Below are 22,741 nucleotides of genomic sequence, written 5' to 3' on the forward strand. Positions count from 1 at the left end.
GCCGGGGAGAGCTTCAATGCGGTCATGGTCACAACAAACTAGAATGAAAATCGTTCTTATTGATCAGTGAGCCGCCACTCTAATCAGCGCCGCAGCGGCCCAGCCGCCACCGCCCGCCTGATTTGCAATGCCATGTTTTCGCCCCGCCCTCCAACACAATCCATTACTTATCCGGAGAAAACCGTGACCTCGCCGCCCCCCGCCAGCCTGCCCGGCAAGGCCCGCATCCTGGTGGTCGATGACGACCCCGAGATCCGCGAGCTGCTCTGCGACTACCTGCGTGCCCAGGGCATGCAGGCGGCTGCCGTGCCCGATGGCCAGGGCATGTGGGACTGGCTGGCCCGCCACAGTGCCGACCTGGTGGTGCTGGACCTGATGCTGCCCGGCGTCGATGGCTTGGCGCTGTGCCGCAGCCTGCGCGAGCGCACCCCCATCGCCGTGGTGATGCTGACGGCACGTGGCGCGCTGATGGACCGCATCCTGGGGCTGGAGATGGGGGCCGACGACTACCTGCCCAAGCCCTTTGACCCGCGCGAACTGCTGGCCCGCATCACCGGCGTGCTGCGGCGCACGCGCCAGGTGCCGGCATCGATGCACGAGCCCGAGCACCTGGCCACCTTGCGCTTTGCCGGCTGGACCTTGAACATGCAAAGCCGCAGCCTGCATGACCCCAACGGCCTGCTGATCAGCCTGGCCCAATCGGACTACCGCGTGCTCTGCGCGCTGGCGCAAAACCCGCAGCGCACCCTGAGCCGCGACTACCTGGCCGAATACACATTTGGCCGCGAGCGCCAGGCGCTGGACCGCGCCGTCGATGTCTGCATCAGCCGCCTGCGCCAGCACCTGGAGCCCCAGCCACGCCAGGCCCAGCTGCTGCGCACCGTGCGCAATGCCGGCTATGTACTTGCCTGCGAGGTCGAGACGCTGGCGTGAGCACCGCCCCCGACACCCCCGCCACGCATCGCACCGGCCGCTGGCTTCCCAGTTGGTTGTGGTGGTTGGCGCGGCTATGGCCACAAACATTGTCTGGCCGCATCGCTGCCATCCTGGTCATCGGCATGCTGGCCGCCCAGGCAATGACCGGCACCATCTGGTGGGAAATGCGCCGCAGCCAGCTGCTGGATGTGCCCTTGCGCCTGGTGGCGGCACGCAGCGCCGATACGCTGGCCCTGCTGCAAGCCAGCCCGCCCGAGCAGCGTGCCGCGCTGCTGGCGCAGTGGCAAGGCAGCCGCTACCAGTTGCGGTTGGTCGATGCACCCGATGCCACGCAGACCTCGCCCTATCCCGAAGCCCAGGCCTTGATGGCCGAGGTGGTGCGCGAGCGCCTGGGCCAGCCCGTGCCGCTGCAATTGCAGCAGTTGGCGCTGCTGGGCGAGCGCAGCACCGACGGCCCCCGCAGCCCCGTGCTGCTGGCCGCCAAACCCGAAGCCCATGTACGCCTGCTGCTGCAACTGCAGGACGGCCCCTGGCTCCAGATCGATGCGCAGGAAGGGGAAATCGGCCAGCCGGTGCAGCCCTTGCAGGCGCTGGCCGACTATGTGCTGCGCGTCTACCTGCTGCGCAGCCTGGTGATTGTGGCCGTGGCCCTGGTGGCCGTGCGCCTGGCCATGCGCCCCCTGCAGCGCCTGGCCGCCGCCGCCGAGGCACTGGGCCGCAACCTGCATAGCCCACCGATGGATGCGCGGGGCCCGCGCGAAGTGCAGCAGGCGGCTCAGGCCTTCAACGCCATGCAGCAAAAAATCAACGAAGGTCTGGCCGAGCGCACCCGCTTCCTGGCCGCCGTATCGCATGACCTGCGCTCCCCCATCACCCGGCTGCGCCTGCGCGCTGAAATGCTGGAGCCCGATGCGCTGCGCGCCAAGTTCCGCAAGGACCTGGAAGAGATGGAGCACATGGTCGCCTCCACCCTCGACATGCTCACCGGTGCCCACGCCAGCGGCCCGCGCCAGACCATGGACATCCATGCGCTGGTGCATGGCGTGGCACAAGACATGCACGAATCCAGCGGCCTGCCGGTCCCCGTCAGTGGGCAGGCGCTGCAACCCTACACCGGCTACGCCCAAAGCCTGCGCCGGGGCCTGCAGAACCTGGTGGAAAACGCGCTGCGCTATGCCGGCGATGCGCAGCTGCACATCGACGACGATGACCAACAACTGCGCATCCACGTGCGCGACCACGGCCCGGGCATCCCCGCCGCGCAGATGGAACGGGTGCTGGAGCCCTTCTACCGCATGGAACACTCCCGCAATGCCGACTCCGGCGGGGTCGGGCTGGGGCTGTCGATTGCGCAGACGGTGGCACAGGCCCATGGTGGGGAGCTGCTGTTGCGCGCGGCGGATGGGGGTGGGTTGGAGGCGGTGCTGGTGTTGCCTCGGGGGGAGGCTGCCGCTACGAACGACAGCCGTTCTTACACGTAGCCCGGTGACCGTCTGCCGAAAGCTCAGCAGAACCCAATACGTTGGGCATGGCCGCGCATGCCGAGTTATCCGGAATTTCCGGATAACTCCGAACGGGCGTAGAGATTACCTAGATGCGCACTGCCGCTGCGCACGCGCCAGAGTCTCGCATCACTTCCCAATACAAAAACTCGAAAAAATCACCCCCAGCAAATCATCCGATGTGAACTCACCGGTGATCGCATTCAACGACTGCTGGGCCAGGCGCAGCTCCTCAGCCAGCAGGTCGAGCGCGGGGCTGTCGACATGCAGCTGGGCATGGGCGATGTCCAGGTGCTCTTCGACCTGTTGCAGCGCCTGCACATGGCGGGCGCGGGCGATGTAGGTGCCTTCGGCGGCGGGCTGCCAGCCGGCCATGGCCAGCAGTTGTTGGCGCAGGGTGTCGAGGCCATCGCCCGTTTTGGCCGACAGCACCAGCGGGGCCTGCTCGCCCGCCGGGCCAGCGGCCGCAGCGGTACTGAACTGCTTGGCGGATTCAGCGCTTTGGCGGCGGGCCTCGTCGGGGGTCAGGGCATCGGCCTTGTTCCAGACCTGCAGCACCGGCACGGTGGCAGGCAGTTGCTGCTGCAAGGTGGCGGCGATCTGGCAGTCGGCCTCGGCATAGTCGGGCTCGGCCATGCGGGTCAGGTCGTGCAGAAACAGCACGGCATCGGCGGCGGCGATTTCTTCCCAGGCGCGGGCAATGCCGATGCGCTCGACCTCGTCGCTGCTCTCACGCAGGCCGGCGGTATCGATCACATGCAGGGGCACGCCTTCGATCTGGATGGTCTGCGCGACCTTGTCGCGTGTGGTGCCGGCAATGGGGGTGACGATGGCCAGCTCGGCGCCAGCCAGCGCGTTGAGCAACGAGCTTTTGCCGGCATTGGGCTGCCCGGCAATGACCACCTTGATGCCCTCGCGCAGCAAGGCGCCCTGGCGGGTGCGCTGCATGACGGCCTGCACGGTGGCGCGCAGCTGGTCCAGCTGGCCATAGGCATCGGCCTTTTGCAGAAAGTCGATTTCCTCTTCAGGGAAATCCAGCGTGGCCTCGACCAGCATGCGCAGGTGCACCAGCGCATCGCGCAGGCGGTGCACCTCTTGCGAGAAGGCGCCCGTTAGCGAGCGGCTGGCGCTGCGTGCCGCCGCCTCGGTGCTGGCATCGATCAGGTCGGCAATCGCCTCGGCCTGGGCCAGGTCGATCTTGTCGTTCAGAAAAGCGCGCTCGGTGAACTCCCCCGGCTCGGCCAGGCGCAGGCCGGGCAGCAGCGGCTTGCCGCTGTCGGCCTCTGCCTGTGCGGCCTCCAGGCAGCGGGCCAGCAGCAGCTGCAGCACCACGGGGCCGCCGTGGGCCTGCAGCTCGAGCACGTCCTCACCGGTGTAGCTGTGCGGCGCGGGGAAGTACAAGGCCAGCCCCTGGTCGATGGCCTGGCCGTCTGCCGCCTTGAACGGCAGGTAGCTGGCCTCGCGCGGCTTCAATGCCTTGCCGCAAAGGCGTTCGACCAGCGGCGCAATCGCCTTGCCCGACACGCGCACAATGCCCACCGCTCCGCGCCCGGGGGCAGTGGCAATGGCAACAATCGGATCGTGGTGGCGGGCAAGCATGGGCAGGTCTCTGGCGCTAGTGGGGGCAAGGCCCACATTATCGGGCGGCTGCGCCAGCCGCCTGCACCGCAGGCTATTGGACGGCCCGGTGCCCGCCCAGGTGCCCCCTGAAACGCCCATGGAAAAAAGCCTGCTGGCGCAGGCTTTGGGGTAGTGGGATCCAGCAGCGGCTGCTTACTTGACCGTGGTCCAGGCGGGGATGGGGCGTGCATCGGCGCGGTAGACGGTCTCGATGCCCTTGCGCATGGCCCAGGGGAAGATCTGGTGGTGCACGGGGATCGTGTAGAAGTTGTCCTTGGCCATCTTCAACGCGTCATTCATCAAGGCATCGCGCTTGGCCGTGTCGGTCTCGGTCTTCAGCGCGTCGATCTTGGCATCCAGCTCCTTGTCGGCAATGCGGCCGCCGTTGTAGACGCCGCCGCCCGCTGCGCCCTTGCTGTGGATCAGCGCGTCCAGCGAGTAGAGCGCATCAAAGGTCGCCACGCCCCAGCCGAACAGGTAGGCGTTCGGGTCGGAGTTCATCACGCGGGTCACAAACTGGGCCATTGGCGTGGCCTGCAGGCTGGTCTTGATGCCGATGCGGGTCCACATGGCGGTGACGGCCTGGCAGATGGCCTCGTCATTCACATAGCGGTCGTTCGGGCATTCGAGCTTGAGGTTGAAGCCGCTGGGGTAGCCCGCTTCGGCCAGCAGCTTCTTGGCGCCTTCGACGTCATACTTGGCAGCACGCTCTTCGAGCTCCTTGCTCCAGCCGTGCACCATCGGCGCGACCATGGTGCCCGCAGTGATCGACATACCGCGCATCGTGCGCTTGTGCAGGCCTTCGGTGTCGATGGCCATGTACATGGCCTTGCGCACGCGCACATCCTTCATCGGGTTCTTGCCCGGGGTGCCAGCACCTGGCAGCTCGTCGCGGAACACGTCCAAGCCCAGGTAGATGGTGCGGTTCTCGGTGCCTTCGAGCAGCTTCAGCTCGGCGGTCTTTTTGATGCGCTCCTGGTCTTGCGGTGGTGGGTCGACCATGAAGTCGACCTGGTTGGAGATCAGCGCAGCGGTGCGGGTGGCGGCCGACTTGATGGGGGTGAAGACGATCTCGTCCACATTGCCGGTGGGCTTGTCCCACCAGGCAGCGTTCTTCTTCAGGGTCAGCTTCACATCGGGCTGCCAGCTGACGGCGATGAAGGAGCCCGTGCCGTTGGTGTTGCGGCTGGAGTAGCTTTCTTCCTTGCCGGCATAGTCCTGGGTCTTGACGGCATTGTTCTTCTCGGCCCAGGCCTTGTTCATGATGCGTGCTTCGGTCAGCTCGCGCAGCAGGATGGGGTTGGGGCCTTTGAGGATCAGATCCACGGTGAAGTCATCGACCTTCTTGACTTCCTTGATGCTCTGCGTGGCGCTCATCATGTTCGATGGCGGGGTCATGATGCGGGTCAGCGAGAAGACCACATCATCGGCGGTGAAGGGTGCGCCGTCGTGGAATTTGACGCCTTTGCGCAGCTCGAAGCGCCACTGGGTGGGGCTCACTTCGGTCCACTTGGTGGCCAGTGCTGGTTCCAGCTGAAAGTCCTTGCCATAGCGCACCAGGGGCTCATAGACCTGCTGCAGGAAAGCATGGGTGGTCTGGTGGTTCTGTGCGTGGGGATCCAGGGTCAGGATGTCGTTGGCACCTGCCCAGCGCAAAGTAGCCGCCTGGGCTGCGCCTGCACAGATCAACACTGCCAGCGCCAGCGCGCCAGGCCGAAAAACCGATACTTTCGCCATACCTCAACCCCTAGTTTGTTGAACACATTTTCAAACAAGTCATGCTAACGAAAAAACGGTCGCTAATGCGACCGTTTGGGAGGAGTATCCGGGAATGCCCGCCTAGGCAATCCCTGCATTGACAAATGCCGGCTACTTGAACTTTGGCAGATTGAACTGCGGTGGCACACCCATGCGGGTATTGATGATCCACTGCTGGGCAATCGACAGCAAGTTGTTGGTCAGCCAGTACAGCACCAGACCGGCCGGGAAGAAGAAGAACATCACGCTGAACATCAGCGGCATGATCCACATCATCTTGGCTTGCATCGGATCGGGTGGTGCGGGGTTCAGCGCCGTCTGCAGCAGCGACGACAGGGTCATCAGCACCGGCAGGATGAAGAACGGATCGGGCACCGACAGGTCATGGATCCAGCCGATCCAAGGCGCATTGCGGATTTCCACCGACGACAGCAGCACCCAGTACAGCGCGATGAACACGGGGATCTGGATCACGATCGGGAAGCAACCGCCCATGGGGTTGACCTTCTCTTCGCGGTAGATGCGCATCATCTCCTGCTGCATTTGCTGGGGCTTGTCCTTGAGGCGCTCACGCATCTCCATGATGCGGGGGTTGATCGCCTTCATCTTGGCCATCGACGAATAGGCCTTGGCATTGAGCCAGTAGAACGCAATCTTCAGCAGCAGCACCAGCGCCACAATCGACCAGCCCCAGTTGCCGATGAAGCCGTGCAGCTTGTCAAGCAGCCAGTACAGCGGCTTGGCCAGAATCGTCACCCAGCCGTAGTCCTTGACCAGTTCCAGACCGGGAGCGATGGCTTCCAGGGTCTTTTCGATCTGCGGGCCCACGAACAGGCGCGCATCGATGGACTTGCTCTGGCCGGGAGCAATCTCGCCCAGGTGGGTGATCTCGCCCACCGAGTACAGGTTGGTGCCGGCCTTGCGCACATAGATGTCGCGCTGCGTGCCCTGGGGCAGCAGCCAGGCGCTGGCAAAGTAGTGCTGCACCATGGCCACGTAGCCGTTGTCGGCTGCCTTGTCCACACTGTCGGTCTTGCCGTTTTCGATGTCCTTGAAGTCGACCTTGTGGTACTTCTTGGCTTCGGTGTAGACGGCTGGGCCGGTGAAAGTGGAGTAGAACGAGGATTCGCCTGGCGGCTTGTTGCCGTCACGCGTCAGCTGCAGGTACAGCTGGGGGTTGACTGCGGCAGAGCCGGTGTTCACCACCTCTTGCTTCAGGCCAATCGCGTAGTCGCCGCGCTTGAGGGTCCAGGTCTTGACCAGCTTGACGCCGCCCAGATCCGGCGACTCGAACACCACGCTCAGCTCGTTCTGGCCTTCGGCCAGCTCGCGCGGACCGGGCTTGAGGGTCATCGCCGTCTTGTGGGTCGGGAAGTTGCCACCGATCAGACCGGTCTGTGCCACGTAAACGCGGTTGGCGCTCTCGTCAAGCAGCTTCACGGGCTTGGTCTTGTCGTCCTGGTCGGCGTACTTGAGCAGCTCGGCACCCACCAGCGATGCGCCTTCGCTGTCGAAGGTCAGGCGCAGCAGGTCGGAGGCCACAGTCAGCTTCTCGCGTGCAGCAGCGGGGGCTGCAGCATCAGCGCCTGCCGTGCCGGGCACGTTGCTGGCGTTTGCAGGGGCCGCAGGGCTGGCGGCGCTGGCAGTGGGCAGACCGTTGTCGGTGCTGACTGCATCTGCAGGCGCCTGGGCCGTCACCTCAGGTGTGGGGAAGAATGTGGGTTTGCGACCATTGTGGATTTGCCACTTGTCCCAGAGCAGGACCAGGGAGAAACCAAATATCACCCACAAGATGGTGCGGCGAATATCGTTCATGAAGACTTCTCAGAGGGGGAAGAGGATGAATCGGCGGGAGTCACCAGACGACTGAACCAGCGCGGATGCGCGGGGACCGGGTCATGGCCGCCCTCGCACCAGGGATGGCAGCGCACCAGGCGGCGCACCGTCAAATAGCTGCCCATGGCAGCACCGTGCTGTTCCAGCGCCTGCAATGAATAGGCAGAGCACGTGGGCTCGAACCGGCAGGCAGAACCTAGCCAAGGGCTCAGCAGCAGCCGGTAGCCGCGCACCAAACCCATGAGCAAGCGTTGCATCATACGCTAAGCGCCTTGGCGCCCTCGTTGCGCTCGGCTTTGGCGGGCAGGCTGTTCTTGTGCGCCCGGGCAAACAGCTGCATCAGCTCGGCCCGCACCGCCTGCTTGAGCACGTCGGAGCTGGGGCTGATGAATTGCTTGCGGTCAAAGGTGCTGCGCAGGCGCACCACGTGGGCGGCCACCGGCAGCTGCGCTTCATGCAGCGCAGCAACAGCATAGATCTGCCGCTTGATGGCATTGCGCGTAACCGCACGGCGTGCCCAGCGCTTGGGCACCATGGCACCCAACCAGGTCGCCTCAAACGCAAAAAGAGCCGGTGGCACAACCTTGGCAGGTTGGTCACCAGGCCCTGATGGGGCAGCATCGCTGCCCGAGGCGTTGGCAGGCAAAACCAGCCTGTGCAGCGCAAAGTGCGCCGTACGGGCGATGGTGCCGCCTGCCATGGCGGCTTGGAACTGAGGGCGAGTCTTAAGGCGATGCATAAGTGTCATCCACTGGTGCACTACCTGGCACCCGAGAGGTGCCTGTCACCCTGCTGGCCTTACAGGCCCAGACGCTTGCGGCCCTTGGCGCGGCGTGCGTTGATAACAGCGCGGCCACCCTTGGTCTTCATGCGGACGAGGAAACCGTGGGTACGGGCGCGGCGGACTTTGGAAGGTTGGTAAGTACGTTTCATGATGCAATTCCTAGAGAGGCTTGGTTCCGGTTTGTTGGCTGCTTGTGCCCAAATGAATGAACACAAAGGCAACCAAGCTCAAGCCCTGCTCAAGCGCAACACCGGTGAAATAGTGCGGACCACCCCCATGGCAATGGCGAAAGCCAGACTGCCAGCGCGGCGGACACGCGCGTAAAATTCGCCCTGACATGCAGGGAAACCGCAAATTATCGCAGTGTTTACTGTCCTTGGCAATTACTTGGCTTTGTCGTCGGTTTTTTCTGTAATATGCGCAGACTTTTGCCAAGTCGGCCGCCAGCCCATCAAGGAAACCCGAGCGTGGGGTTTGTGCAGACAAGTCCGTTGTGTGGATAACTTTTGCACAAGCTACAATAGGCGGCCGATCAACCTTCCCCCTTATCCACAACAACAACAGCGTGGGGGATGAATCTTTCCGTGGGATAACAATGGATGAAGCCAGCCTGGGCCAAGGTTTGTGGCGTGCAGTTGTAGAGCAACTCGCCCAAGAAATGCCCGAGCAACAGTTCAACACCTGGATCAAGCCGCTGACCGCTGTCGTGTCGGACGACTTGTCCAAGGTCACGCTCTATGTGGCCAACCGTTTCAAGCTTGACTGGATTCGCGCCCAATACACCGGCCGCCTGGCCGCCATGCTGGAAGAAACCTACGGACAACCCGTGGCCATCGAGTTGGCGATTGCCCAGCGCGATGCTGCCGTGCGCACCGTTGTGCGCCCGCCTGTGCGCAGCGGTGGCGCGCTCGCCGCATCCGCGCAAGGCAGCGGTACTTCGTCGGGCATGGGCCTGGGGCCCTCCTACGGGCCTGCCAGCCGCAACCCCGGCCAGGCTGCCGCCAATGCGGCCGAGCAGTACCGCAACAGCATCCAGATCAGCGACGCCAGCCCGGCACCACAGGGCCAGTCCGGCAGCGCCGAGGGCGATACTGGCAATGCCAGTGGCAACTTCCGCAACCGCCTGAACCCGGTGCTCACGTTCGACACTTTGGTCGAAGGTACCGCCAACCGCATGGCACGCTCGGCGGCCATGCACGTGGCGGCCTCGCCCGGCCATCTGTACAACCCCTTGTTCATCTACGGCGGCGTCGGTCTGGGTAAGACCCACTTGGTGCATGCCGTGGGCAACAAGCTGCTGGCCGACAACCCGGACGCCAAAGTTCTCTACATCCATGCCGAGCAGTTCGTCTCGGATGTGGTCAAGTCCTACCAGCGCCGCACCTTTGACGAGTTCAAGGAGCGCTACCACTCGCTCGATCTGCTGCTGATCGACGATGTGCAGTTTTTTGCCAACAAGGACCGCACGCAGGAAGAATTCTTCAACGCCTTCGAAGCGCTGCTGGCCAAGAAGAGCCACATCGTGATGACGTCCGACACCTATCCCAAGGGTCTGGCCAACATCCACGAACGCCTGGTCTCGCGCTTTGACTCCGGCCTGACCGTGGCCATCGAGCCGCCCGAGCTGGAGATGCGCGTCGCGATTCTGATCAACAAATCGCGCGTCGAAGGCACCGAGATGCCCGAGGAAGTGGCCTTCTTCGTCGCCAAGAACGTGCGCTCCAATGTGCGCGAGCTCGAAGGCGCGCTGCGCAAGATCCTCGCCTACTCACGCTTCAACCAGAAGGAAATCTCCATCCAGCTGGCGCGTGAGGCGCTGCGCGATCTGCTGTCGATCCAGAACCGCCAGATCAGCGTGGAGAACATCCAGAAGACCGTCGCGGACTACTACAAGATCAAGGTCGCCGACATGTACAGCAAGAAGCGCCCGGCCAGCATTGCTCGCCCGCGCCAGATTGCCATGTACCTGGCCAAGGAGCTGACCCAGAAAAGCCTGCCCGAGATTGGCGAGCTGTTTGGCGGCCGCGACCACACCACCGTGCTGCACGCCGTGCGCAAGATCGGTGGCGAACGCCAGCAATTGACCGAGTTGAACCAGCAATTGCACGTGCTGGAGCAGACCCTCAAGGGCTAGCCGATGGAATTTTTTGATTTCGCCAATTGCCTGCGCGCCGCAGGCACAATGGCAAATGGGACAGGTGCAGAGGGGGCTCCGTGCACAACTGCCGTCCACAACAACACCGCAATTTGACAAGAGGTTGAAATGATTGTTCTGAAGGCCACACAAGACAAAGTCATCGCAGTACTGCAGTCGGTCGCCGGTATTGTCGAGCGGCGCCACACTTTGCCGATTCTGGCCAATGTGCTGATCCGCAAGACCGGCAATGCCCTGCAGCTGACCACCAGCGATCTGGAAATCCAGATCCGCACCACGGCCGAGCTGGGCGGTGACATGGGTGACTTCACCACCACCGTGGGCGCCCGCAAGCTGATCGACATTCTGAAGACCATGCCCAGCGACCAGACCGTGAGCCTGGAGACGCAGCAGTCCAAGATGATCCTCAAGGGTGGCAAGAGCCGCTTCACCCTGCAAACCCTGCCTGCGGAAGACTTCCCGCTGGTGCAGGAGGCGCCCTCCTTCGGCCCCGTGTTCAGCGTGCCGCAAAAGGTGCTCAAGGACCTGATGAGTCAGGTCTCGTTTGCGATGGCCGTGCAGGACATCCGTTACTACCTGAACGGCATCCTGTTCGTGGCCGAAGGCAACACCCTGAGCCTGGTGGCCACCGACGGCCACCGCCTGGCCTTTGCCAGCGCCACCCTGGATGTGGAAGTGCCCAAGCAGGAAGTGATTCTGCCGCGCAAGACCGTGCTGGAACTCCAGCGCCTGTTGTCTGATGCCAGCGGCGACAACCAGCCCGTCATCGAGATGCAGTTCGCCAGCAACCAGGCGCGCTTCACCTTTGCCGGCATGGAGTTCGTCACCAAGCTGGTCGAGGGCAAGTTCCCTGACTACAACCGCGTCATCCCGCGCAACCACCCCAACAGCATCACCCTGGGCCGCGCGCCACTGCTGGCCAGCATGCAGCGCACGGCCATCATGACCAGCGACAAGTTCAAGGGTGTGCGACTGACGATCGAGCCCGGCACCCTGCGCATTGCGGCCAACAACGCCGAGCAGGAAGAGGCTGTGGACGAGCTGGACATCGACTACGGCGGCCCGGCTGTCGAAGTCGGCTTCAACGTCACCTACCTGATCGATGTGCTCTCCAACATGGGCCAGGACATGGTGCGCATCGACTTTGCCGACAACAACAACTCGGCGCTGATCACCAACCCGGAAAACGACACCTTCAAGTACGTGGTCATGCCGATGCGCATGTAAGCGACGGACACGACCCATGCGCCGGCTGGCAGATGCAGGCCGGCGCAGGACCGAGATTTATTTGATTCAAAGACATGGCAGGGCGCCGCGCCCTGCCAGTGCAGTACCAAGGCAGCTTCATGACCGCAGAAAACCAGCCGGAACAATCCCCCAGCACGCCAGGCCCCGATGCCGGCGGCTATGGCGAAGGCGCCATCCAGATCCTGGAAGGGCTGGAGGCTGTGCGCAAACGCCCGGGCATGTACATCGGCGATACCTCGGACGGCACCGGCCTGCACCACCTCGTGTTCGAAGTGGTGGACAACTCCATCGACGAGGCCCTGGCCGGCTATTGCGACGACATCCTGGTGACCATCCATGCCGACGGCTCGCTGTCGGTGGTGGACAACGGCCGCGGCATTCCCACCGGCGTGAAGATGGACGACAAGCACGAGCCCAAGCGCTCGGCCGCTGAAATCGCGCTGACCGAGCTGCACGCTGGCGGCAAGTTCAACCAGAACAGCTACAAGGTCTCGGGCGGTCTGCACGGCGTGGGCGTATCCTGCGTGAACGCGCTGTCCATCAAGCTCAAGCTCATCGTGCGCCGCGAAGGCCAGGTGCACCAGATCGACTTCTCACGCGGCTTTGTGCAAAACCGCCTGATCGAAGTCATCGGAGGCGTCGAAGTCTCGCCGATGCGCATCGTTGGCGCGACCGAAAAGCGCGGCACAGAAGTGCACTTCCTGCCCGACCAGGAAATCTTCAAGGAAAACTACGAGTTCCGCTACGAAGTGCTGGCCAAGCGCCTGCGCGAGCTGTCCTTCCTGAACAATGGCGTGCGCATCCGCCTCAAAGACGAGCGCGATGGCAAGGAAGACGACTTCTCCGGCGCCGGCGGCGTGCAGGGCTTTGTCGAGTTCATCAACGGCACCAAGAAAGTGCTGCACCCCACCGTGTTCCACGCCGAAGGCAGCCGCCCGGCCGAAACCTATGGCGGCATCCCCGGCACCGAGATCGGTGTTGAAGTGGCCATGCAGTGGAACGACGGCTACAACGAGCAGGTGCTCTGCTTCACCAACAACATCCCCCAGCGCGATGGTGGCACCCATTTGACCGGCCTGCGCGCGGCGATGACCCGGGTCATCGGCAAGTACATCGCCGACCATGACCTGGCCAAGAAGGCCAAGGTCGAAGTCACCGGAGACGACATGCGCGAAGGCCTGTGCGCGGTGCTTAGCGTCAAGGTGCCTGAGCCCAAGTTCAGCAGCCAGACCAAGGACAAGCTGGTCTCCAGCGAAGTGCGCGCGCCGGTTGAAGACATCGTCGGCAAGCTGCTGACCGAGTACCTGGAAGAAAAGCCCAACGACGCCAAGATCATCTGCAACAAGATCGTCGAAGCTGCCCGCGCCCGTGAAGCCGCCCGCAAGGCCCGTGAAATGACGCGCCGCAAAGGCGTGCTCGACGGCATGGGCCTGCCCGGCAAGCTGGCCGACTGCCAGGAAAAAGACCCGGCGCTGTCTGAAATCTACATCGTCGAGGGTGACTCCGCAGGGGGCTCGGCCAAGCAAGGCCGTGATCGCAAGTTCCAGGCCATCCTGCCGCTGCGCGGCAAGATCCTGAACGTGGAAAAAGCCCGCTACGAGAAACTGCTCTCCAGCAGCGAAATCGTCACCCTGATCACCGCGCTGGGCACCGGTATCGGCAAGGTGAGCGAAGACTCGGGCAAGAGCAGCAGCGATGACTACAACCTCGCCAAGCTGCGCTACCACCGCATCATCATCATGACCGATGCGGACGTCGACGGCGCCCACATCCGCACCCTGCTGCTGACCTTCTTCTACCGCCAGATGCCTGACCTGGTCGAGGCCGGCCACATCTACATCGCGCAGCCACCGCTGTACAAGGTCAAGAACGGCAAGGAAGAGCTGTACCTGAAGGACGGCCCTGCGCTGAACCAGTTCCTGCTGCGCGTGGCCCTGCAAGGCGCCAGCGTCAGCACCGGCGGCGCCAACCCGCGCAACATCGATGGTGAAGAGCTCAGCCGCCTGGCGGCCATGCACCTGGCGGCAGAAACCGTCATCGAGCGCCTCTCGTCCTACCTGGATGCCGAAGCGCTGCGCGCCATCGCCGACGGCGTGCAGATCCGCCTCGACACGCTGGACGACGCCATGGTCTGCGCCCCCGTGTTGGAAGCCAAGCTGCGCGAGCTGACCACCACCGGCGTGCCCGCCGAGGTGACCGGTGAGCTCGACCCGCACACCGAAAAGCCGATCCTGCGCATCAGCCGCCACCACCACGGCAACATCAAGAGCTCCATCCTGACGCAGGAGTTTGTCGAAGGCCAGGACTACGCCGCACTGGCCGCCGAAGCCCAGAACTTCCACGGCCTGCTTTCCGAAGGCGCCAAGGTCACCCGGGGCGAAGGCGAGAAAGCCAAGATGGAGAAAGTCACCGACTTCCGCCAGGCCATGCAATGGCTCATCAGCGAAGCCGAACGCACCACCGCCCGCCAGCGCTACAAGGGCCTGGGCGAGATGAACCCCGAGCAGCTCTGGGAAACCACGATGGACCCCGAAGTCCGCAGCCTGCTGCAAGTCAAGGTCGGCGACGCCATCGAAGCCGACCGCGTCTTCACGATGCTGATGGGCGACGAGGTCGAACCACGCCGCGACTTTATCGAGACCAATGCGTTGCGGGCGGGGAATATTGATGTGTGATGGGCGACCCAACAGCGTTGCGTAGGGCGCCGTATTGTTTGCGACTCGCGACACAATTTTGCGACTGGATGCCACAAACCAAACGACTCACCTACTTTTAGGCGTTAAATGAAGACTCCTGGCATAGCCAGCAAAAAGAGCCCGGATTCATCCGGGCTCTTTTTTTATACCTTCTTCTATGGCAGATTTGCAGCGGTTGCAGCCGCTGATTGCAGCTGGGTGAACTACCGCTCACCTAGTCATAGCGCTCTTTCACAGCGCTAAACAGTCACTTCTCCAATGACTATTTTCAGGTTCGCAGCGGCCTCTCGCTCACAGGCCATCACAGGGGAAGCTGGAAGTCCGCTATCTCGGCCCGCGAATGAGTGCTGTCGACCCATTGCCGCCTCTCAGAAAGAAGAGAAGCAGCTACTGAGTTTTCACAAAAATGCGAGGCCTACCTGCCATATCGCCTAGATACTGCGTTGGTTGACCCGCTTGGACAATTCTTCGGCGCTTTCACGGCGCTCGCTATAGCGATCCACCAGGTAGTCCGCGCAATCTCGCGTCAGCAGTGTGAACTTGACCAGCTCTTCCATCACATCCACCACACGTTCGTAATACGAAGAAGGCTTCATCCGGCCAGCCTCATCGAACTCCGCAAACGCCTTGGCAACGGATGACTGATTGGGGATGGTGATCATGCGCATCCAGCGACCTAGCACACGCATCTGGTTGACGGCATTGAAGGACTGCGAGCCGCCAGAGACCTGCATCACCGCCAGTGTCTTGCCTTGCGTGGGTCGCACCGCGCCAACGGACAAAGGGAGCCAGTCGATCTGTGCTTTGAGAATACTGCTCATCGCACCATGGCGCTCAGGAGACGTCCAGACCATGCCCTCGGCCCATAGAGCCAACTCGCGCAGTTCTTTGACCTTCGGGTGATTGTCAGGTGCTCCATCCGGCTGCGGCAGGCCACGCGGATCGAAGATTCTGGTCTCTGCCCCCATCTTGCGCAGCAGTCGTGCCGCTTCTTCGGTCAGCAGACGGCTGTAAGAGCGGTCACGAACCGAGCCATATAGCAACAAAATGCGTGGTGGGTGCGCAGCACGTTGAGCGGGCAACAAACCTTCCAGGCTGGGCTTTTCAAAGACTTGTTCGTCGAGATTCGGTAGATCAGAGCTTGCCAATTCGATTTCCTTTCGAGTCAATGACGGCTTCTCCGTCTTCTTTGGAGATTGCGGCCTGTTGCGGCATCGGCAGGATGTCCAGCACGGCCTCCGAGGGTCGGCACAAGCAGGTTCCTAGAGGGGTGACCACTATCGGCCTATTGATCAGGATGGGGTGCTGGAGCATGAAGTCAATCAATTGCTCGTCTGTCCATTTGGGCCCGCCCAAGCCAAGCTCGTCATACGGCGTACCTTTTTGACGCAACACATCGCGCACTGGTATGCCCATGGCTTGAATCAGGCCCACCAGCGTGGCGCGATCAGGCGGCGTCTTGAGGTACTCAATGACCGTGGGATCCTCTCCACTGTTGCGGATCAGGGCCAGAACATTGCGGGAGGTACCGCAAGCAGGATTGTGATAAATCGTGATGTCACTCATAGCGCTAGATTTCCGTTGCATAGATTCATGACGCCACGCTGAGCCTCAAGGCCAGGGCAGCAAGGGTGATGAGAAGCACAGGCATGGTCAGCACTGCACCGACTCTGAAGTAGTAGCCCCAGCCAATCGTTGTGCCTTTCTTGGCAAGCACATGCAGCCACAGCAACGTGGCCAAGCTGCCAATTGGCGTGATCTTGGGACCGAGATCGCAGCCAATCACATTGGCGTACACCATGGCCTCCTTGACTGCCCCGCTGGCCGTGGATGCATCGATGGACAAGGCACCGATCAGCACCGTGGGCATGTTGTTCATGATGGAGGACAGCACAGCAGACAACACGCCCGTGCCCAGCGATGCGGTCCACACGCCACCGGCTGCAAACTGATTCAGCAACACGGCGATGTAATCCGTGAGGCCCGCGTTGCGCAGCCCGTAGACCACCAGATACATACCCAGCGAGAACACCACGATCTGCCAAGGGGCACCATGGAGGACCTTCCTGGTGCTGATGACATGACCACGAGCGGCCACAGCTAGCAAGATCGCCGCCCCCACGGCAGCCACAGCACTGACGGGGACGCCCAAAGGTTCCAGAACAAAAAAGCCAACCAAAAGCAAGACCAGCACGACCCAACCAGCTCGGAACGTAGCAAGATCCTTGATCGCAGCCGAAGGCTGTTTGAGTTGGGCCACGTCGTAAGAGGCAGGGATATCACGCCGGAAAAACAGCAGCAGCACGCAGAGGCTGGCGAGCACCGAGGCGATATTGACCGGCACCATCACAGATGCGTAGTCGTTGAAGCCGATCTTGAAAAAGTCAGCGGAGACGATATTCACCAGATTGGAGACGATCAGCGGCAGGCTTGCCGTATCGGCAATAAACCCGGCAGCCATGACAAACGCCAGCGTCGCTGCCGGAGAAAAGCCCAGCGCCACCAGCATGGCCATCACGATGGGTGTGAGAATCAGGGCTGCTCCGTCATTGGCGAACAAGGCCGAAACGGCGGCACCCAGCAGCACGATGAAGGCAAACAGCTTGACGCCGCTGCCGCCGCCCCAGCGGGCAAAGTGCAAAGCTGCCCACTCAAAAAAACCGGCCTCATCCAGCAAAAGGCTGGTGATGATGATGGCGACAAAGGTCGCCGTGGCATTCCAGACGATATGCCAGACTACCGGAATATCAGCCCAGTGCACGACCCCCAGCAGCAGCGCAACCGCAGCTCCGATTGAGGCGCTCCATCCAATACCAAGGCCCCGTGGCTGCCAGATGACCAGCGCCAGTGTGAAGATGAAAATCAGAATGGCCGTCAACATGGTGAACTGTTCCTAGCAACGAGCGCTTCAGCACTGGCACAAAGCCGCGGCATCTGGAGTGCAGGCAGCTCCCTGGCAGCAGTTCTCGGTGAGATATGCGAGCAGACCATTCATGACGGGAAATGCAGCGCGATAGAGCACATTGCGCCCCTGTCTCTCCTGACTCACGAGCTCAGCATGGGCGAGTTCCTTCAGGTGAAACGACAATGCATTGGGGGCGATACCCAACTGCTCAGCCAATGCACTGGGAGTCAGGCCTTCTGGCCCTGCGACTACCAACGCGCGAAAAACGCGCAGGCGTGCTTCATGGGCCAACGCGGAGAGGGAGCGGATAACTTGGGATTCTTGCATCTAACAATAATACAACTAATGTTGAATTATTGTTTTATACCCATGTCGCTGCAGGGTTGCTATCGGGTATGGGACGACCGCTTTAAGGGTGCACATCAAATGGCAGCTAATGGCCGCAAGCTGCCATCGAGCAAGGTCCATTCGCAGACCACTCCTCGCTTGACCTGTAGGGTATTCGCAAGAGTGTGCAAATGGTCGGATCAACTATTACTGATTCAGGAGATATCCTCGATCTACAAGGACATGAATTTGCAAGTTCAATGAGATCCTAAAAGCATTTATTCGACGTTAGATGTGGGGGGTGGGAGGCGGTGTAAATTGCGCCTGTATGCGCTTTATCGTGCCTGCAGTTTATTTAGCTGTTCTGCGCTCGGCGCTTGGAACTCAGTCTTAGAGCCAAATGACCTCAGGACGCCAGCCTCCATGGCGAAGACGGTGGTGTGATGCAGGCTGCCGCCAAATCCTCCCATGGATACCCCCACGTCGTTGCCTGCGTAGACGTTCTTCTCGCCGGCCAGCACCCAGACTGGTTCCAGCCCCGCGCTTGCAAGCTTGCTCACGAAGTAGTCGCGGGACGCCACACCGGCCCCAGAACCGCGCCAACGCAGTGATGGGTCCTGCCATCGCACGGTGCCACCAACGTCGACGTACTCTGGCAGTTTGCCGTTGCGCAGATGCAGGTCGAGCGCCTTGATGACGCCCGACGAAGGCAGGGAGAGGGCGAACCCTTCGTCGATCGAGTTGTCATTGCCGCCCTCGGCGTTTAGGTTCTCCACGATACCCGCATACGGCGTCTTAATGCCAACGGCAATATTCGGTTCCAACTCGATTGGCTGTGCGTCGCGCCATCCATGCTCTCCCAGAAACGGGAGCAGGGTGCCGCTTTCCCGCAAGCGAGATGCGTCGCCACGGTGCCTACCGACCAGTTCCTTCGCCAGCCGGGGGCCATCGCCTAAAGCGGAGACCATACAGATCACGCGTGACCAAGCGTCAGCGTGTGCGCGCCTGCTCTGCCCCGGTACGGTCCAGCGACGAAAGCCGTAGACCGTCAGCCAACGCTCGCCATCGGGGCTGGTCACCTCGATTTGACTGACGTCGTTGCACAGGTCGCTCTCTGAATGAACCCATGCGAGGAGCAGTTCGATGTCTCCAGACGGCAGTCGGGGAGTAGACGGGGTCCACCATGTAACTGGCGTCACCGCCCAGCCGGTTTCGAGGGTATTTCGAACAAGGAGGGATGGGTCCAGGTCTCTCTTCATGTCGCGACCGCGTGGGCCTGGCTCGAATGCTCTCAGCTTGCCGTCGTCTCCCCACGAGCACATCGCCAAATTGTCCGTCAAGCGTGCCGTCGCTTCAGCGAGTGCGATGTACTGGTACTTCTTGCCGACGCGTTCCACTCGGTGCCTGCCCATGCGGTCGTGACTGATACTCCCGCTCCTCTCGAAGTTCTCAAAGAGATCCTCGGTCCACCCGAGCTGGTGCGCGCGCTCGCAAATCCACCGCCTAATTGGGCCGCGATCGAGTTCCGAAGGGCGCCGGTTGTCGTCTCCCATGCGCGTGGACTCAAGAAGATGATGTTCCGCGAAATTTGTGTACTCGATGCGCAGATCTTCAGGCAGCGTGTCCTTGAAAGCCACGTTGGCTAGATTAACCTCGGTCCAGAGGCGGTCGGATTTTCCCGTACCCTTTTTGTTGATTGAAAGATCCAGCGGCTGGAAGCGGTAGTCAACCGTCAGCCGACGAAGCGCAAAGTAGGCTTTTTGCTGTTCGGCGGTCGCCCGGTCTATCAGAGCGTTTTCCCAGCGTTCGAAAAGTTCTTTAGTGGAATTGCCGACAAAGGTGCGCGGCGCGTCAACGATGTCGTGTAACCAACTGCGCAGTGTGTAGTTGCCGAAGTCACCGTGCTTGTTCGTGGAGGAGCAAATCGAGTCTTCGTATCCCCTGACGCGATACTTTTCGAGGTCCTCTTCCGTAACGGATTCAAGTGGCCAGGCTGACTTAAACTTAGCCTTGCATGCGTCAAGGTCAACCTCCGCCGGCAACTGGCCTGCGGCCTGTGCGTAGAGCAGGACTCCGAACGCATAGTCCCGGGCCATCAGGTTCAGCGGCGGCTGCTTGCCTTCGGCAAAGTAGCTTTTCCAGACTGAAGCCGCCAGCATCCCGCAATGGGCTCGGTCCATGCCCTGCATCACAGCACCATAGCAGGCGGCAAGGAGGCGCTCTGTGATGTACGGGTCGTCGATATCAGTGAACTGGTCGAGGAGGTCCGCAGCGTGACTGAGCTTGCAAGAAAGCAGGTTCACGAGCGCCTTGGTGGCGCGGTCGCGCACTGCGCGGTTGCTGGTCGATAAAAACCAGGTTAGCGTGACTGCTGCAAGCCATAGGCGCTGCTCATCGACTTCGTTGGCGTCGGCCTCCCAGGCCCAGTCAATGAGCGAGACGAGGGCGCCGCCTTCTTCCAAGTCGTCCTGCGCCAAAAACACCGACCATGTCGCGTCTCTGTGCCGCATCGGGCGCGGCCACAGGTCCTTATGCAGCCAGTTGGCGTTGAACAGGTTCTCAGGCTCGGTACTGACCAGAAGCATTAAGCCGTAGGCCGAGCGACCGGTGACCTCGCATAATTTTTCCACCCAGCTGGCCGTTCGGCGTGTGAACGCATTGGGATTCCGCCATGCCAGCGAATTCTCGAAAGCGTCGCAGAGCGAAGGGTCGTCGAAGGCTTCCTTCGGCAGCACATCGAACAGCTCGAGGCCGAAGACTTCGGGCAGTTGCACTGCCAGGGCCTCAATGACTCCCGCAAATTGCCAGCTCTCCAACGGTTCGAAGTAGGCAATCAATGGTGCTCGGTGGAACGAGCCTTCGACGTCAGCTCGGTCGATTTGCCCGATGAGCCGCTTTGCGCGCAGATGGTCCGACAGCCGCTCGAACGTGAACCTGACGATTTCTCTATGGCCCCCTCCAGCCTGCCACTCGACATCTTGGGTGAGAACGCCCTCTGACATGAACGCAGAAAAGAGGCTGCGGTCCGTGTAGCCCCCTGAGTTGTGAACGCATTCCAGCAGCTTGATGGTTTCTTCCATGGGCAGGCTTCCGTCGTCACCATGAGCTGCGCAAGCTTCTAGGAATTGCTCCAGCGCTTTGCGTGGAATTTTCAGTTCGGGCATGAGCTTCAACTCCCTCTGGACCTTGTCCGCCACCGCAGTCAGGTAGAAGTCGAAGATGGAGGTGACGCCTTCCATGCCCTTGGGTAACTGCTTTAGGCCTTTTGTGTCAAGGTACTCGCAGCAGGTCCGAAGGAACAGTGGATTCTCGAACTCCATCGCTAAGTTGGGAGAGCTCGGTCGAGCGATGCCGCGTCGGTCTAAGTAGGCCTTTGCTGCAGCGCCGGCATGGCCGGCAAAGCCGGGATGCACAACGCATTCTAGATCTTTCAGCGGGAGGAATCGGTAGTACGTGCTGCGCACGGTCAGCACCAGGGCCAGTCGAGGGAACTTCTGAACTAGCCGGATGAACCCTGGCAGACGTTCCTCCCACAGTGCGATGCCATGTCTCTCGTTGAGGGCGTCTATCGCCAACACGGCCCGGCAGCCGGCGGCCTCGGCGGCGGCGTCGAACGCGCCCAGGAAGTCGGCGGTTGTCACGTGGGCTAGGTCCAGCTGACCTCGGATTTGTTCCCAGGGGTCTCCATCGGTCAGGCTTCCGCTGAGGATTAGAACGAAGGGGCGGCCTGCCTCGACCTGCCTGTGTCCGAAGTCAGCGATAAGATGCGATTTACCGATGCCGCCAGGGCCTGAAATGACTAGCTCGCGCTTGTTCATGAGCTGCCATCGCACGCTGGCGATTTCTTCGCGGACACGGTCGATCGTCGAATAGAGGTCGAACAGGTCTTTGCGCGGGATATAGCGTCTCTTCTCGGGTACCTTGCCCTCGACCTCAGTCAGGGCATTGGAAACGCTGTCGATGGCCGCGGCTACTATATTTGCCCAGCTCTTCAGGGGCACCGGCGCTTCCAATGTCGGAGGAGGCGCGCCGAGGCTTTGCACCAGTGGCTCGCACGCCTTTCTTACTAGGTCAGCAGCAGACGACAGCTTTTCGCGAGACAAGCTACCGACCGCGCCGTCCATCTTGTACGTAATCTCAGCCGCCCAGATCACAGGCGCTACAAGCAATTCTGGATTGCGTGCCACCGCCTGCAGGGATTGCTGGATGGGCAGCTCTACATGACTCTCAGGGTTGTATCTCTGACCTAGGTTGTGGCGCTGCACATCAAGCTGGTCACGGAACCAGGCCGAACTAAACCTGACAGTGTCGAACCAGTAGCGTGCCCGTCCAGAGTAAGCGGGGTCATCGCGCCCAAGACGCTCCTCGATGCTTGATGCGCTCCAGAGGTCGATTACGATTGTGCGGCCTTTGGCGGCTGCATCCTCTATGCTCTTCTGGCGCCACCTTTCGTAGCGCTGAACCTCGCTGGCCTTCTTACCAGACCGGTTGTCACGGAGGTCGATGGGGAGGCAGACGACGAAAGTCGTCAGCTGCGGATGAGCGCTAAGTGCACGCATAAACGAGTCTGCCAAGTCGCCGACTTGCCCGTCGTCGAAGCCGTGGATGAAGTATTTTGCTTGCCAGCCAACCTCGTGCCCGTCCGCGTAGGTCTGGTAACACTCCAGGCCCTGGTCGGCTCCCGGACCTTTTCGGAGAAACCGGGAGCCCGTCGCCGGGTCCTCCAGGGCGGCCAGCTGACAGCAAAGTTCTTCGAAGCCACTATTCTGCGTTCCTCGATGCACCCGAATACGTTTGAAGTCCAAGCTCAATACCATACAGCCTCCGTTTTGTTCTCGGGTGTCGTCCAAGTATCCATAGGACCGCTCCCTTTGAAATGACTCAACAGGACTGAATCGCACCGGCCTTTCTAAGTATCTGTAGAAGGGAAACTCGCGGTCGCGATGCAGTTGTTAGTGAACTTTCGCTATCAGC

Annotated in this window: 16 protein-coding genes; 5 read left to right on the forward strand and 11 right to left on the reverse strand. The window is 61.5% G+C overall.

What is annotated here, in order from left to right; translation table 11 throughout:
• Positions 1 to 183: 183 nt before the first annotated feature.
• Positions 184 to 933: a response regulator gene (locus LPW39_RS21655; protein WP_230780219.1), complete on the forward strand. Its 750-nt coding sequence runs from the start codon at positions 184 to 186 to the stop codon at positions 931 to 933.
• Between the two features lie 89 nt (positions 934 to 1,022).
• Positions 1,023 to 2,417: an ATP-binding protein gene (locus LPW39_RS21660; protein ID WP_230780222.1), complete on the forward strand. Its 1,395-nt coding sequence runs from the start codon at positions 1,023 to 1,025 to the stop codon at positions 2,415 to 2,417.
• 150 nt (positions 2,418 to 2,567) lie between these two features.
• On the opposite strand, the gene mnmE is transcribed toward LPW39_RS21660, so the two are convergent.
• The 6 genes from mnmE to rpmH form a co-directional block, all read right to left on the reverse strand.
• Positions 2,568 to 4,037 carry a tRNA uridine-5-carboxymethylaminomethyl(34) synthesis GTPase MnmE gene (mnmE, locus tag LPW39_RS21665; RefSeq protein ID WP_230780225.1) on the reverse strand — a complete coding sequence of 490 codons (1,470 nt, stop codon included), beginning with the start codon at positions 4,035 to 4,037 and terminating at the stop codon, positions 2,568 to 2,570.
• A gap of 174 nt (positions 4,038 to 4,211) precedes the next feature.
• Positions 4,212 to 5,795 (reverse strand): ABC transporter substrate-binding protein, encoded by a 1,584-nt coding sequence (locus LPW39_RS21670; protein ID WP_230780227.1) that lies wholly within the window; start codon positions 5,793 to 5,795, stop codon positions 4,212 to 4,214.
• A gap of 132 nt (positions 5,796 to 5,927) precedes the next feature.
• Positions 5,928 to 7,631 carry a membrane protein insertase YidC gene (gene yidC, locus LPW39_RS21675; RefSeq protein WP_230780230.1) on the reverse strand — a complete coding sequence of 568 codons (1,704 nt, stop codon included), beginning with the start codon at positions 7,629 to 7,631 and terminating at the stop codon, positions 5,928 to 5,930.
• Entirely contained in the window at positions 7,628 to 7,912 is a 285-nt protein-coding gene (gene yidD / locus LPW39_RS21680; protein WP_084635722.1) for a membrane protein insertion efficiency factor YidD, read from the reverse strand. The genes yidC and yidD overlap by 4 nt, the downstream gene beginning before the upstream one ends.
• Positions 7,909 to 8,391 carry a ribonuclease P protein component gene (locus LPW39_RS21685; protein WP_230780233.1) on the reverse strand — a complete coding sequence of 161 codons (483 nt, stop codon included), beginning with the start codon at positions 8,389 to 8,391 and terminating at the stop codon, positions 7,909 to 7,911. The genes yidD and LPW39_RS21685 overlap by 4 nt, the downstream gene beginning before the upstream one ends.
• Positions 8,392 to 8,450: 59 nt before the next feature.
• Positions 8,451 to 8,585 carry a 50S ribosomal protein L34 gene (rpmH, locus tag LPW39_RS21690; RefSeq protein WP_084635723.1) on the reverse strand — a complete coding sequence of 45 codons (135 nt, stop codon included), beginning with the start codon at positions 8,583 to 8,585 and terminating at the stop codon, positions 8,451 to 8,453.
• A 446-nt stretch (positions 8,586 to 9,031) separates the two neighbouring features.
• On the opposite strand from rpmH, the gene dnaA reads away from it, so the two are divergent.
• The 3 genes from dnaA to gyrB all read left to right on the forward strand — a co-directional run bounded on the left by dnaA (position 9,032) and on the right by gyrB (position 14,514).
• Entirely contained in the window at positions 9,032 to 10,570 is a 1,539-nt protein-coding gene (dnaA, locus tag LPW39_RS21695; RefSeq protein WP_230780250.1) for a chromosomal replication initiator protein DnaA, read from the forward strand.
• 129 nt (positions 10,571 to 10,699) lie between these two features.
• On the forward strand, positions 10,700 to 11,818 hold the full coding sequence (dnaN, locus tag LPW39_RS21700; RefSeq protein WP_133856196.1) for a DNA polymerase III subunit beta: 1,119 nt from the start codon (positions 10,700 to 10,702) through the stop codon (positions 11,816 to 11,818).
• A 119-nt stretch (positions 11,819 to 11,937) separates the two neighbouring features.
• Positions 11,938 to 14,514 (forward strand): DNA topoisomerase (ATP-hydrolyzing) subunit B, encoded by a 2,577-nt coding sequence (gyrB, locus tag LPW39_RS21705; RefSeq protein ID WP_230780253.1) that lies wholly within the window; start codon positions 11,938 to 11,940, stop codon positions 14,512 to 14,514.
• Positions 14,515 to 14,966: 452 nt separating this feature from the next.
• Here gyrB and arsH read toward each other — a convergent pair whose 3' ends face one another.
• The 5 genes from arsH to LPW39_RS21730 form a co-directional block, all read right to left on the reverse strand.
• Positions 14,967 to 15,683: an arsenical resistance protein ArsH gene (arsH, locus tag LPW39_RS21710; protein WP_269075909.1), complete on the reverse strand. Its 717-nt coding sequence runs from the start codon at positions 15,681 to 15,683 to the stop codon at positions 14,967 to 14,969.
• The gene (arsC, locus tag LPW39_RS21715; RefSeq protein WP_230780256.1) at positions 15,670 to 16,101 is read right to left on the reverse strand and encodes an arsenate reductase (glutaredoxin); all 432 of its coding nucleotides are present in this window, start codon (positions 16,099 to 16,101) and stop codon (positions 15,670 to 15,672) included. The genes arsH and arsC overlap by 14 nt, the downstream gene beginning before the upstream one ends.
• 25 nt (positions 16,102 to 16,126) lie before the next feature.
• Positions 16,127 to 17,416, reverse strand: coding sequence for an arsenic transporter (locus LPW39_RS21720; RefSeq protein ID WP_230780259.1), 1,290 nt, complete (start codon positions 17,414 to 17,416; stop codon positions 16,127 to 16,129).
• A 27-nt stretch (positions 17,417 to 17,443) separates the two neighbouring features.
• Positions 17,444 to 17,767 carry an ArsR/SmtB family transcription factor gene (locus LPW39_RS21725; protein ID WP_230780262.1) on the reverse strand — a complete coding sequence of 108 codons (324 nt, stop codon included), beginning with the start codon at positions 17,765 to 17,767 and terminating at the stop codon, positions 17,444 to 17,446.
• 335 nt (positions 17,768 to 18,102) lie between these two features.
• On the reverse strand, positions 18,103 to 22,584 hold the full coding sequence (locus LPW39_RS21730) for an NACHT domain-containing protein (protein WP_230780265.1): 4,482 nt from the start codon (positions 22,582 to 22,584) through the stop codon (positions 18,103 to 18,105).
• Between the last annotated feature and the right edge of the window lie 157 nt (positions 22,585 to 22,741).

Source organism: Comamonas koreensis, from assembly GCF_021026195.1.
Classification (GTDB): domain Bacteria; phylum Pseudomonadota; class Gammaproteobacteria; order Burkholderiales; family Burkholderiaceae_C; genus Comamonas; species Comamonas koreensis.